The sequence below is a fragment of the Streptomyces sediminimaris genome (assembly GCF_047049295.1).
GTDB lineage: Bacteria > Actinomycetota > Actinomycetes > Streptomycetales > Streptomycetaceae > Streptomyces > Streptomyces sediminimaris.
The window spans coordinates 7,967,077-7,979,674 of the sequence record NZ_JBJWOT010000001.1 but is presented as its reverse complement, the minus strand read 5'-3'; the positions used below and the strand labels follow the sequence as shown (position 1 = coordinate 7,979,674).

The 12,598-nt window shown below is 70.1% G+C and carries 10 protein-coding genes and 1 pseudogene; 4 read left to right on the top strand and 7 right to left on the bottom strand.

The window, feature by feature from the left end; genetic code table 11:
• Window positions 1–10: 10 nt before the first annotated feature.
• Window positions 11–799 (bottom strand): annotated as a pseudogene (locus ACJ9NR_RS36565) (sigma-70 family RNA polymerase sigma factor); the annotation flags it as partial.
• A 184-nt stretch (window positions 800–983) separates the two neighbouring features.
• On the opposite strand from ACJ9NR_RS36565, the gene hpnR reads away from it, so the two are divergent.
• On the top strand, window positions 984–2,501 hold the full coding sequence (gene hpnR / locus ACJ9NR_RS36560) for a hopanoid C-3 methylase HpnR (RefSeq protein WP_412492593.1): 1,518 nt from the start codon (window positions 984–986) through the stop codon (window positions 2,499–2,501).
• Between the two features lie 255 nt (window positions 2,502–2,756).
• Entirely contained in the window at window positions 2,757–4,346 is a 1,590-nt protein-coding gene (gene qcrB / locus ACJ9NR_RS36555) for a cytochrome bc1 complex cytochrome b subunit (protein ID WP_412492592.1), read from the top strand.
• A gap of 716 nt (window positions 4,347–5,062) precedes the next feature.
• On the opposite strand, the gene ACJ9NR_RS36550 is transcribed toward qcrB, so the two are convergent.
• From ACJ9NR_RS36550 to coxB, 4 genes are read right to left on the bottom strand one after another with little or no spacing between them, the layout of a single operon-like run.
• On the bottom strand, window positions 5,063–5,554 hold the full coding sequence (locus ACJ9NR_RS36550; protein WP_412492591.1) for a hypothetical protein: 492 nt from the start codon (window positions 5,552–5,554) through the stop codon (window positions 5,063–5,065).
• A complete protein-coding gene (locus ACJ9NR_RS36545) occupies window positions 5,551–5,922 on the bottom strand; it encodes a hypothetical protein (RefSeq protein WP_412492590.1) in 372 nt (123 codons plus the stop codon). The genes ACJ9NR_RS36550 and ACJ9NR_RS36545 overlap by 4 nt, the downstream gene beginning before the upstream one ends.
• Window positions 5,919–7,604: a cytochrome c oxidase subunit I gene (locus ACJ9NR_RS36540; protein WP_412492589.1), complete on the bottom strand. Its 1,686-nt coding sequence runs from the start codon at window positions 7,602–7,604 to the stop codon at window positions 5,919–5,921. Before ACJ9NR_RS36540 ends, ACJ9NR_RS36545 begins: the two co-directional genes overlap by 4 nt.
• Complete coding sequence (coxB, locus tag ACJ9NR_RS36535) at window positions 7,601–8,266, bottom strand: cytochrome c oxidase subunit II (RefSeq protein ID WP_412492588.1); 666 nt, start codon at window positions 8,264–8,266, stop codon at window positions 7,601–7,603. Before coxB ends, ACJ9NR_RS36540 begins: the two co-directional genes overlap by 4 nt.
• A gap of 427 nt (window positions 8,267–8,693) precedes the next feature.
• Between coxB and ACJ9NR_RS36530 the strand changes: the two genes are divergently transcribed.
• Both ACJ9NR_RS36530 and ACJ9NR_RS36525 read left to right on the top strand, forming a co-directional pair.
• Window positions 8,694–9,332: a PepSY domain-containing protein gene (locus tag ACJ9NR_RS36530; RefSeq protein ID WP_412492587.1), complete on the top strand. Its 639-nt coding sequence runs from the start codon at window positions 8,694–8,696 to the stop codon at window positions 9,330–9,332.
• Window positions 9,329–9,730, top strand: coding sequence for a hypothetical protein (locus ACJ9NR_RS36525; RefSeq protein WP_412492586.1), 402 nt, complete (start codon window positions 9,329–9,331; stop codon window positions 9,728–9,730). Before ACJ9NR_RS36530 ends, ACJ9NR_RS36525 begins: the two co-directional genes overlap by 4 nt.
• 19 nt (window positions 9,731–9,749) lie before the next feature.
• Here ACJ9NR_RS36525 and ACJ9NR_RS36520 read toward each other — a convergent pair whose 3' ends face one another.
• The gene (locus ACJ9NR_RS36520) at window positions 9,750–10,460 is read right to left on the bottom strand and encodes an AAA family ATPase (RefSeq protein ID WP_412492585.1); all 711 of its coding nucleotides are present in this window, start codon (window positions 10,458–10,460) and stop codon (window positions 9,750–9,752) included.
• A gap of 318 nt (window positions 10,461–10,778) precedes the next feature.
• Complete coding sequence (locus tag ACJ9NR_RS36515; RefSeq protein ID WP_412492584.1) at window positions 10,779–12,584, bottom strand: thiamine pyrophosphate-requiring protein; 1,806 nt, start codon at window positions 12,582–12,584, stop codon at window positions 10,779–10,781.
• Window positions 12,585–12,598 lie beyond the last annotated feature (14 nt).

The window sequence follows — 12,598 nt, the reverse complement described above, 5'->3', positions numbered from 1 at the left end:
GTTCCTCCCGCAGTCGGGCCAGGCACCGGGCCAGCAGGCGGGACACGTGCATCTGTGAGACGCCCACGGCCGCCGCGATCTGCTGCTGGGTCTGGTCGTGGAAGAACCGCAGGATCAGGATGCGGCGTTCCCGTTCGGGGAACTCGCGCAGGGCCCGGAGGATGTCCACCCGTTCGGCGGCGGCCTCGATGCCCGGGTCCCGGTGTCCCATCGCCTCGGCGTACGCGGGCAGGGCGCCCTCGGCCCCGTCCAGGGGAGCGTCGAGGGACCGGGGCCGCAGCGCCCGCTGGGAGCGGATGGCCTCGGTCACCGTGTCCTCGGGCAGTCCGCAGGCCGCGGCGATCTCGGCCGGCCCAGGAGCGCGCCCACCGTGTGTCTGTTCGAAGTCCTGCTGCGCCCGCCGGACGTGCTGTCTGGCCTCCTGCACGGTGCGCGGCAGTCTCACCAGGCCCACCCGGTCCCTCAGATGGCGCCTCACCTCTCCGGCGATCGTCGGCACCGCGTAGGAGAGGAAGGCGTGGCCCTGGGCGGGGTCGTAGCCGTCGACGGCCTTGACCAGGCCCATGCACGCCACCTGGAAGAGGTCGTCGGAGTCCTCCGCGCCGATGTTGCGGTACTTGGCCGCGATCCGGCGAGCCAGGGGAATCAGGGCGTGGATGGCTTCCTGACGTGCGGCCTGCCGTTCCCGGCCGGGCGGCTGCCGGCTGACCCGGCCCACCAGCTCATCGATGTGCGAGGAGGTGAGCGCACCGTCCGGTTCGGTCCTGACGGAGGGTCGGAGTGTGGTGAGGGGCGTCATCTGGGCCTCTGCGCTGGACTGGCTTCCTGGGCACCGGCTGGGTTTCCCCTTCGCTTTGCTCTATGCAAAGATCACTCGCTCGGCCGCATTTTTTACCGCCGGTGGACGGTCCGGAGAGCGGACCGTGGTTTCACGGTGCCGGAGCCAGGTGACTCAGGGGATCCCCCCGCGTCCGAGGTGACCCATGCGTCTGCTGCTCGTCCATCCCAGTGCCCTCATGTACTCGGAGATCTTCCTCAGACTGGAGCCGCTCGGCCTGGAACGGGTCGCCGCCGCCGCCCGCGACGCGGGACACGAGGTGCGGGTCGTGGACCTCCAGGTGCGCGGCCACGACGATCTGCGCAAGGCCGCCTCCTCCTTCCGGCCCGAAGCCGTGGGGTTCTCCCTCAACTACCTCGCGAACATCCCGGAGGCCATCGATCTGGCGCGGGCCGTCAAACGGCTGCTTCCCGGCTGCTTCGTCTTCTTCGGCGGCCACAGCGTGTCCTTCGTCGCCGAGGACGTCCTGGAACAGGCGGCGGGAGCCGTGGACGCGGTGGTCCGCGGCGAGGGCGAGCCCGCCGTCGCACCCCTCCTGGAGGCCGTGCGGGACGGTGGTGTGGACGGTGTGCCCGGCATCATCACCACGGCCGGCCGCGGACCGGCGCCGAGCATGCTGCACTCGATCGACAGCCCCCGTCCGGCGCGGGACCTGATGAGTCACCGCAACCGCTACTTCATCGGTGAGCTGGACCCGTGCGCCTCCATCGAGTTCACCCGCGGCTGCCCCTGGGACTGCTCCTTCTGCTCCGCCTGGACCTTCTACGGCCGCAGCTACCGCAAGGCCTCCCCCGAGGCCGCCGCCGCCGAACTGGCGAGCATCCGCGAACCCAACGTGTTCATCGTCGACGACGTCGCCTTCATCCGCCCGGAGCACGGGGACGCCATCGCCGCCGCCGTGGAACGCCGCGGGGTGCGCAAGCAGTACTACCTCGAGACCCGCAGCGACGTTCTGCTGCGCAACACCGAGGTCTTCGAGCGCTGGACCCGCCTCGGGCTGCGGTACATGTTCCTCGGCATGGAGGCGATCGACGCCGAGGGGCTGGACCTGTTCCGCAAGCGGGTCAGTCCCGACGAGAACTTCCGCGCCCTGGAGACGGCCCGCAAGCTGGGCATCAACGTCGCCATCAACCTGATCGTCGATCCGGCCTGGGACGCCGAACGCTTCCGCGTCATCCGGGAGTTCGCCCTGTCCGTACCGGAGATCGTGCACCTGACGGTGATGACGCCGTACCCGGGCACCGAGATCTGGCACACCGAGTCCCGCCGCCTGACCACCCGCGACTACCGCCTCTTCGACATCCAGCACGCCGTCGTACCGACCACCCTGCCCCTGGACGAGTTCTACCGGGAGCTGGTCCGCACCCAGGCGGTGATCAACCGCAAGCACCTGGGCTGGGGGACCGCCCTGGGCGCCGCGCAGGTGCTCGGACGCAACCTGCTGCACGGCCAGACCAACTTCGCCCGCATGCTGTGGAAGTTCAACCGGGTCTACAACCCCGACCGGCAGCTGGCCGACCACCGCCGCCCCGTGCGCTACGAACTGCCCCTGCCGCGGCGGCTGGACGTCGGCGACCGGCGTCAGCTCTACGTGCACTCCAGGCCGGCAGGGCGCTCAGGCGCCTCCTCCCGCGCCGCACCGGAGACCGGCACCGGGCACTGACCCGCGGCCGAAGGGCGCGGGTCGGGGCGGGTGGGGCGGGTCCGTGACGCACGGACGGCGACCCGCCCGGCACGCGACGCGGAGCCGTTTCAAGCCTGGCGGGCGGGGGGACCCCGTGGCGGCCGGGGCCCGCAGGTCCCGGTCTTTCCTCGGCGGGTCCTGCCCGCTCGCAGGCCACCCGGAGGTGAACTCTTCTTGCCACTCCTGCGGAAGCTACTGCATCCGGAGCCGCAACCGACGCGCGGTGAGCGGTTCGTGACCGCCGTGGACCGGCGGGTGTCCCTGTCCGAGGCGGGGAAGAAGCTCCTGCGCAAGGCCTTCCCCGACCACTGGTCCTTCCTGCTCGGCGAGATCGCGCTCTACAGCTTCGTCGTGCTGGTGCTCACCGGAACGTTCCTGACGTTCTACTTCCACCCCAGCATGGAGGAGCGCCCGTACAACGGTTCCTACGAGCCCCTGCTCGGCCAGATGGCCTCCGAGGCCTACACCTCGACCCTGCACATCACCTTCGACGTGCGGGGCGGACTGCTGATCCGGCAGATGCACCACTGGGCGGCGCTGGTCTTCGTCGCCGCGATCGGCGTCCACATGCTGCGGATCTTCTTCACCGGAGCCTTCCGCCGGCCCCGCGAGTTCAACTGGGTGATCGGCGTGACCCTCTTCTGGCTGGCCATCCTGGAGGGCTTCTGCGGCTACTCCCTGCCGGACGACCTGCTGTCCGGCACCGGGCTGCGCACCGCGGAGGGCATCGTGCTCTCCATCCCGATCGTGGGCACCTACCTGGTCTTCTTCATCTTCGGCGGCCAGTACCCGGGCCACGAGATCATCCCCCGGATGTACGCGGCGCACATCCTGCTCATCCCGGGAATCATGATCGCGCTGATCGCCGTCCACCTCGGGCTGGTCGTCTATCTGAAACACACCCAGTGGGCGGGGCCGAAGCGCACCAACCAGAACGTGATCGGCAAACCGCTCTACCCGCAGTACACGACGAAGTCGATCGGCTTCTTCTTCACCCTCTTCGGCATCCTCTCGGTGATGTCGGCCCTGATGCAGATCAATCCGATCTGGGACTTCGGCCCCTACCGGGCCGACCAGGCCTCCATCGACGCCCAGCCGGACTGGTACATGGGCTTCCTGGAGGGCTCGATGCGCCTGATGCCCCACTGGGAGAGCGACTTCCTGGGACACACCGTCGTCTGGGACGTCTTCATCCCCGCGGTACTGCTGCCCCTGACCCTGTTCGGGGTGCTGTATCTGTACCCGTTCTTCGAACGCTGGGTGTCGGGCGGCGGCAAGGAGTACCACCTGTGCGACCGGCCCCGCAACCAGCCCACCCGCACCGGGCTCGGGGTCGCCGCCATCACCTTCTACGGCGTCCTGCTCATGGCCGGTGGCCAGGACGTGCTCTTCCGGGTCTTCCACGTGCCGTTCGAGGTCTTCACCTGGGGGTTGCGGGCCGGTGTGATCATCCTGCCGCCCCTCGCCTTCTGGCTGACCAAGCGGCTCTGCCTCGGCCTGCAGGCCAAGGACCGAACGCGTCTGGTGCAGGGACGGTCCACGGCGGAGGTACGCCTGTCCGCCGACGGCGCCTACGAGGTGGGCCGTGAGCCCCTGTCGAAGGACGAGCAGATCGCGCTGGCCGTCCGGGACACGCCCCTCCCCCTGCACAAGCCCGGCCGTTGGTACATGCCCGTGGGCCGCTATCTCAGGCGGTCCCTGAGCCGCTGGTACTACGCCGAGCGCATCGAGATGCCGCTCACGGAGGAGGCCCGCCGCGAGGTGGCCGCGGTGACGGCCGACCCCGCCGAGGCGCAGAAGGCCGAGGAGGGCTCGGGTGAGTGACGGACGGGCCGCCGTCACCCGTCCCCCCGCCCCGCCGGGGCCGACCAGGTGACGACCGGCTCCTCCGAGGCGCAGGCAGCCGGGGAAGGGGCCGGTGAGAGGAGCAAGGGCCAACAGGCCGGCACCCGGCCACCCGGCTCCACCGGGGCCGGTCACGCCCCGACCACGCCGACGGACCGCCTCTCCCAGGCGCAGAGCGCGAGAGGTACCGGACGAGCCACGACCGCCCGGCACCCGGCCACCCGGCCACCCGGCTCCACTGGGCCGACCGCGCCGACGGACCGCCTCTCCCAGGCACAGACGGCCGAGGAGAACCGGATGAGCAACGGCCGACCAACCGGTACCCGGCCACCCGGGTTCACCCGGGCCGGCCACGCTGACAACCGGCCCTCCAGGCCACGGAAGTCAAGGAGAGGCCGGGAGCCACTGCCGACCAGCCACCACCGCACCCCCCGACCCGACCACGCCGACATCCGGCCCCCCAAGGCACAGCAAGCCGAGGAGAGGCCGGACGAGCCACCGCCGACCAGCCACCACCGCACCCCCGACCCGACCACGCCGACCGACCGCCTCTCCCAGGCGCAGAGGGCCGAGAGCCGAGAGGGACCGGGCGAGCCCCGTCGGCCGGCCTCCACCGGGCCACCGGTCACGCCGGCATCCGGCCCCAAGCCTCAGGAAGCCGAGGAGGGGCCGGGTGAGCTACGGCCGAGCGGCCGTCACTCGATGCCCGCCTGGGCCAGGCGCTCCTCCTGGGTGATCCAGCGCCAGGTGATGCCGAGGGCCGCGAGGCCGATCGGGAGCATGGCGACGACCATGGCGAGCCCTCCGGCCGTGTGGCCCAGCGCCACCATCACCACGGCGGGCAGGTCCAGCAGGGGCATCGAGACGTAGAGGTAGACCGAGCGCGACGGATCGCTCAGGCGGTGCCGTGTGCCGAGCACCGGCAGCCAGTACAGCGCCGCGCCCGACAGCAGGACCACCTCGACGGCGACCCGGGCGACCCCCGAGGGCACGAGCGGCTCGGTCAGGACGACCGTCGCGTGCAGGGCGACGAACAGGGGCAGCGCCACCGCGGCGGGCAGTGACACGCTCCGCCAGCCGGCCCATCCGCGCGTGAAGTGGATCAGGGAAGGAACCCCGGCGGCCACCAGCAGCCCGGACAGGGCCATGGTGAAGGTCTCCGGACTCAGCACACCCGCACCGCTCATGACGAACCGCCCTTCCGCGGCGCCCCGCGGTGGCCGGCCACCACGAACGCCACCAGGAGCAGCGGCACCGCCAGGGACAGCATCCACGGGCCGTAGGCGAGGGTGAGCAGCGCCAGGGTGAAGCCGACGGCCATGAGCGGGAGGGCCACGGCGCCGCGCCACGCGAGTCTGTGGGGCACCTGCCCATCGGGATGACGCCGTGCGGACGCCAGGACGGCGACGGAGGCGACCTCGATCAGGACGACCGCCCCGACGTAGAGCATGAGGGGGATGATGTGGCCGTGGTAGATGGCGAGGACGGCCGCGAGGACGCCGTTGAACAGTCCCCAGCCCGCCATCACGGCCCATGCCGGATACTTCTTGATCATGGACGGTTTCCCTCGCCTGCTGCGGGCTTCTTCTCGGCGGCTTCCTTCTCGGCGGCTTCCTGCCTCTGCTGCTTCAGATCGAGCAGCGGGGCGTAGCTGTTGATCGGGATCAGCGGATGCTCGGGGGTGAAGTTGACCTCGGACGGGGGCGACGACGTGGTCCATTCCAGCGTCTGGCCGTTCCACGGGTCGTCACCTGCGGGCCGCCTGCTGCGCAGCGACTCCAGGACGTTGAACATGAACACCACCATGGCCAGGGCCAGCACGCCGGCGCCGCAGCTGGACAGCAGGTTCAGCCAGCCCCACCCGTCCACCGCGGTGTAGGAGGAGATCCTGCGCGGCATGCCGAGGTAGCCCAGACCGAACATGGGCAGGAAGGTCAGGTTCGTGCCGATCACGAGCAGCCAGAAGTGCACCTTGCCCAGCCCTTCCCGCAGAAGGCACCCGGTGGCCTTGGGGAACCAGTAGTAGATGGCGGCGAAGAGGCCGAAGGCGCTGCCCGCGAAGAGCACGTAGTGCAGGTGGGCCACGACGAAGTAGCTGTCGGTGACGTGGTAGTCGATCACCGGGGTGCCGACCATGATGCCGCTCAGCCCGCCGATCAGGAACTGCGGGATGAACGCCAGCGCGAACAGCATCGGCGTGCGGAAGACCAGCCGGCCGCCCAGGATCGTGCCGACCAGCGCGAAGTACTCGATGCCGGCCGGCATCAGCAGGGCGATGGAGGTCAGCGAGTAGTAGTTGTTCGCGGCCTGGCCGGTGGCGAACATGTGGTGGCCCCACACGCTCATCGACAGCGCGGCGAACGTCAGCAGCGCCATGACGGTGCCCTTGTACGCGAAGTAGCGGCGCTGGGAGAACACCGCGAGGACCTCGCCCACCGCCGCCATGTAGGGGAAGAACATGACGTAGACGACCGGATGCCCGTAGAACCAGAAGATGTGCTGGTAGCCGATGTTCCACACGTTGGACGTGAAGACCGCGGGATCGACCCGTCCCACCGCGAGCATCACGAGGGCGGCGAGCAGCGCCGGGAACGAGCCCACCACCATGAGGCAGGTGGCCACCATGGACCAGGAGAACACCGGCATCCGCAGCATCGTCATCCCCGGCGCCCGCTTGCGCAGCACCGTCCACAGGACGGTCCAGCCGATGAGGATCATGCCGACGGCGGAGAGGAAGACGCCGACGATCCACAGGTCGCTGCCGACGGAGGGCGAGTGCTGGCTGTCGGCCAGGGGCGGGTACGAGAACCAGCCGTCGGGGTGGGCCCCCTCGGTCGTCGCGAAGCCGGACATCATCACCGCCGCGCCGCACACGTACAGCCAGTAGCCCATGAGGGTGATGCGCGGCATGGCGATGCCCGGCGCACCGAGCTGCAGCGGCACCAGGTACACGCCGAGGCCGAGGGCGATCGGCGTCATGACCATGTAGATCATGCCGGAGCCGTGCATTGTGAACAGCTGGTTGTACAGGTGTGCGTCGATGAAGGTCTCACCGGGCTGGGCCAGCTGACTGCGCATCAGCAGGGCGAGCACGCCCACCAGGGACATCAGAACGAGCGCGGTCCCGATGATCAGAAGCCCGATGCGCTTGTGGTCGGTCGAGGTGAGGGACGTGAGCCGACCGCCGGCCCGGGTGTGCTCGGCGGTCTCGGCCGGTTTCTGCCGTTCGGTGGTCATACCGCGGCTCCGGTGGCGCTGCCCGCCGCCTGCGTGGCGAGCCACTTCTTGTACGCCTCGGGCGACACCGCCTTCACCCAGAAGTCCATCGCCCTGTGGCGCAGCCCGCAGAACTCCGCGCACCTGCCGCGCCAGTGGCCCTCATGGTCGAAGCTCAGCGTGAAGGTGTTCTCGTGGTTGGGGAAGGCGTCCATCTTGTAGCGCAGGGCGGGGATCCACATCGAGTGGATGACGTCCTTGGACGTGACCCGGATCTTGATGGTGGTGCCGGTGGGCACCACGAGCGTGGGGAACTGCTGGTCGCGGCAGTTGCCCTGCACCGAGACGGCCCGCCGTGCGGCGGCGCCGGGGTAGTCGAACTTCCAGCACCACTGGAACGCGGTCACGTCGACGCGGGTGGTCGGCCGGTCCGCCTTCGTCTCCTGCTCCCGCTGATTGGCCAGCGCGGTGTAGACGACGAGGAAGACGGCGACGGCGGCGAGTGTGGCGAGGTAGTAGGACTCCAGCCGGTTGCGCTCGGCCCGCTGGGACGGCTGCCTGCCCGCTCCGGCCCGGCGGCGGACGACCGCGGTGGCGAGCAGGGCGAGCACTGTCACAAAGACGAAGGATGCGATAGCCGTCTCCACGGTGAAGACTTGGCCGAAGACCTGCCGTTGGTTCATGCGTCGCTTCCCTCCGCTCAGTCGGTACGGCGTGCGAGGGTGCCCCGGAGAGCGCATTTTGAAGCCTGCCGGGCGGGACCTTGTCGAGTCCGGCGCAATGCTGCTGGTGGCGGGTGCCCCGGCCGATCGCGGACCGGAGGTCCGCCGCCGCGGGAATTCACCCGAGTGCGTGACGGATGAGGGGGGTCAGCGCGCCGGGCGCGGGGTACTGCGGTACCCACAGGTGCGGGCGGGCCGTCGTACCGCCGTGTGTCGGGTCCTCGCGGACGCGTCCCTGCCGGTCGCCGGCCCGGCCGGTGTCTCCGCGTACCGACGCGGAGGCCCGTCACGCGTCGGTCGCCTGCCGCGCTCCGTCCTGTTCCGCTCCGCCTGAACCGGCGTTCGCACATCGGCGGTCCGAGTCCGGGACCAAGACCAGGAGGCATGCGTGATCCGCAGGAGAAGTGAGGGCAAGACCGCGTCGGCCCTGGCCGCCTGCCTTGTGACAGGCGCGTTGCTGACCACCGGCGCCGGCTGTCAAGGTCCTCCGCCGGAGCACCGGCCCGAGGCCCTGCCGCAGGTCGAGACGCGTTACGACCGGGCGGTCCTCACCTCGCTGTCCAAGGTGCCGGGCACCAAGCTGCTGTCGGTGCGGGTCACCGACACGTCCTCCCCCGATCCCGTCTGGGTGACCCGGGTCGCCGACGACAAGGGAACGGTGCACGCGGTACGCGTGGACGCCGTCGAGGGCCGGTTCCTGGGCACGTCGGTACCGGCCCAGCCGCCGGCGCTGAAGCCGGACACCGCCGCGCTGCTCGCCTCGGCGAAGGTGTCGCCGGAGGAAGCGGTGGACAAGGTGAAGAGGCCGGAGTTCGGCAAGGTCACCGACGTCAGCCTGGAGAAGGGCTACCAGGGCCGGACCGTCTGGGCGGTCACGTACGTCACCGTCCGCTCGGGCCAGACGCACAGCTACCAGGTCGACGCCGTGACGTCCGAGGTCGTGCACAGCCGTACGACTCCCGGCAACTCCACCATTCCGAGTGAACCGGCCAGTCCTCCCGCCTCGCCCTCGGGGAGCCCCGCATGAGGAAGTCCGCCACGGTCGCCATGACCGTCGTCCGTATCTCATGGGGCGGCCTGCTCACCGCGGCCCCGGACGCGGTACTGCGCGGCTGTCCGCGCACGCGGACGAGCACGGCGGCGAGCGCCGTCGTGCGGGTCCTGGGCGCCCGCCACATCCTGCAGGGGCTGGCCACGGCGACCGGAGTGATGCCGGTCGCCTGGGGCGCGGTACCCGACGCCCTGCACGCCGCCACGATGGCCGGCCTCGCCCTCGGCAGCGATCGGTGGCGCACGGCGGCATGCGCCGACCTGCTGATCGCCGGCGCCTTCGCCGTGGGCGGGACGTACGCGGCCCGGGCGGCCGCGCCGTCCGGCCAGGGCCTGGATGATGTAGTGATCAGCCAGTCGCCTTCAGGTCGTTGATCCGGATCGGCGAAATTGCCTACGGGTCGACGATGTGCCGCAGGTAGGCGTGTGGGTCGGCGAGATAGCGACGCCAGTGATCCACGACACCGAGCTCCCGCCAGGCGGCCCTCCGCATGCCGTGCTCTCCGACCTCGACGATGTCCGCGCCGGGCAGGGCGGTCAGCAACGGAGAGTGTGTGGCACAGATGACCTGGGCGCCTTCCTTGGCCAAGCGGTCCATATGACCGATCAGTTCGAGGCACGAAGAGAAGGAAAGCGCCGCCTCGGGCTCGTCGAGAACATAGAGGCCGGCGTGAAGGAACTTCCCGCGGAAGGCAGAGAGGAAGCCCTCACCATGGCTGACCGAGTCCGGCGAGAACCCCTCTCTGCCCAGGGCGTCCAGCGCGGTCTCGGCCCGCAGGAAGAAGCCCTTGCGGGCCGACCAGCTGGTGAGCATACGGTGGCCGCGCGACGCCGCCTCGAACTTCATTCGCTCGCCGAGCGGGGACTTGCCACGGGGAGAGGCGTAGCGCCAGTCGTGGGAGCCGCCGTAGGAGTCCAGGCCGAACCCCTCGGCCAGCGCCTCGACCAGCGTCGACTTGCCCGAGCCGTTCTCACCGACCAGAAAGGTCACCGGTGCGGTGAAGCGCAGCCCTTCTCTGAGCAACTGACGGACGCAGGGAACTGACCAGGGCCAGGTGTCCTCATCGTATGAGGAGAGATGAACATACGCGCGTTCGACGATCACCCGACAAGTCTCGCCCGGGATTCGGGAGATGTACGTGTTTTGGGTCAGTCAGCGCCGCCTGTACATGCGTACTCCGCCGGCCTGCGCACCGGCCGCAGCGTGCGCCAGCGGACACCTGGACGACCAGGGAAGGGCCGCGGAAGCACACGGAAGCGCGGAAGCAGGGCCGCGGAAGCCGGCTGCCCCCGTTGGATCCGCGGCGCCCGGACGGCCGGTGCGCGGGTACGCGGATGCCCCCGGCGCCTCGGCACCGGAAGCGTCCACGACCTGTGCGCCGCCCGCCGAAGGGGCCGCCGGCTCCGCTGTCCCGTTCCGGGCTCAGCGCCCGCCCCGGCCCGGGAGGTGCTCGGCGTACTCGGTGATCTTCTGCCGTACGCCCTTGGCGGCGATCCCGGTCTTCTCGGGGTCGTGCAGCGCCGCCTTGGCGGCCTTCTTGCCCTGCTCGAACATGATGTGCGGCGGGATCGGGGCGATCTCGTTGTCGACCTTGAACTCCAGCACCACCGGCTTGTCGGACGCCAGCGCCTCGTCCCAGGCCGCGCCGACCTTCTTCGGGTCCTCGCAGACGATGCCCTTCAGCCCGAGCAACTGGGCGTAGGCGGCGTACGGTACGTCCGGGATCTCCTGGGAGCCCGGGTACTTGGGGTCGCCGGACATCGCGCGCTGCTCCCAGGTGACCTGGTTGAGGTCCTGGTTGTTGAACACGCAGAAGATGAACGGTGCCGCCGGGTTGGCCAGCCGGTCCCAGTACCGCTTGACCGTGATCATCTCGTTCATGCCGTTCATCTGGAACGCGCCGTCACCGACGAACGCGATCACCGGCCGGTCGGGGTAGGCGAAGCGCGCCCCGATCGCGTACGGCGTGCCCGGGCCCATGGTCGCCAGCGTGCCGGAGAGGGACGCCTTCATGCCCTGGCGCAACCGCACGTGCCGCGCCCACCAGTTCGTGCCCGAGCCGGAGTCGGCCGTGAGGATGCAGTCATCGGGCAGGCGCGGCGACAACTCGGCGGCGACGGCCTGCGGGTTGATCGTGTTCTCGAAGTGCTCGCCGGCCCAGCGGTCGCACAGGTCGTTCCACTCGCTGACGTCCTTCTCGATCTGCTCCCGCCAGCTGCGGTCCTCCTTGCGCTGGAGAAGCGGGATCAGCGCGCGCAGGGTCTCCTTGGCGTCGCCCACGAGGTGGGCGTCCATGGGGTAGCGGATGCCGATCATCCGCCCGTCGATGTCGATCTCGACGCCCTTGGCCTGGCCCTCGTCCGGCAGCCACTCCGAGTACGGGAAGCTGCTGCCGACCATGAGCAGGGTGTCGCAGTTCTGGATCATGTTGTCGCTCGGCTTGCTGCCCAGCAGACCGATGGGGCCGGTCACGAACGGCAGGTCGTCCGGCAGCACCTCGCGGCCCAGCAGTGCCTTGGCGACACCCGCCCCCAGCAGCTCCGCGACCTCGGCGACCTCCTCCTGGGCCTTGGCCGCCCCCTGGCCCACCAGCATCGCGACCTTGGTGCCTTCGTTGAGCACGTCCGCGGCCTTGCGCAGCTCGTCGGGGTCGGGCAGCACCCGCGGCTGGCTCCAGCCGACGCTGGAGAAGACCGAACCGTGCGTCTTCGGCGGCGACGGCTGGGCGTCGGCCTCCTGGATGTCGTTCGGGATGATGATCGTGGCCACACCGCGCGTGGTGAGCGCCGTCTTGAAGGCGCGGTCGATGACATGCCGGGCCTGTCCCGGGTGCACGATCATCTGGCAGAACTCGGAGACGTCCGCGAACAGGCGCTCGAGGTCGATCTCCTGCTGGTAGTGGGCGCCCAGGGACAGCCGCTTCTGCTGGCCGACCACCGCGACCACCGGCTGGTGGTCGAGCTTGGCGTCGTAGAGCCCGTTGAGCAGGTGAACGGCGCCGGGGCCCGAGGTCGCCGTGCAGCAGCCCACCTCGCCGGTGAACTTCGCGTGCCCGCAGGCCATGAACGCGGCCATCTCCTCGTGCCGCGCCTGGATGAACTCGGGGTTGCCCTCGGCGCGGTCGAAGGCGCCGAGCAACCCGTTGATCCCGTCTCCGGGATAGCCGTACACCCGCTTCACGCCCCATTCGGTGAGGCGCTGCAGGACGTAGTCGGCGACTTGGGTCATTGGTCTCTCCTGAG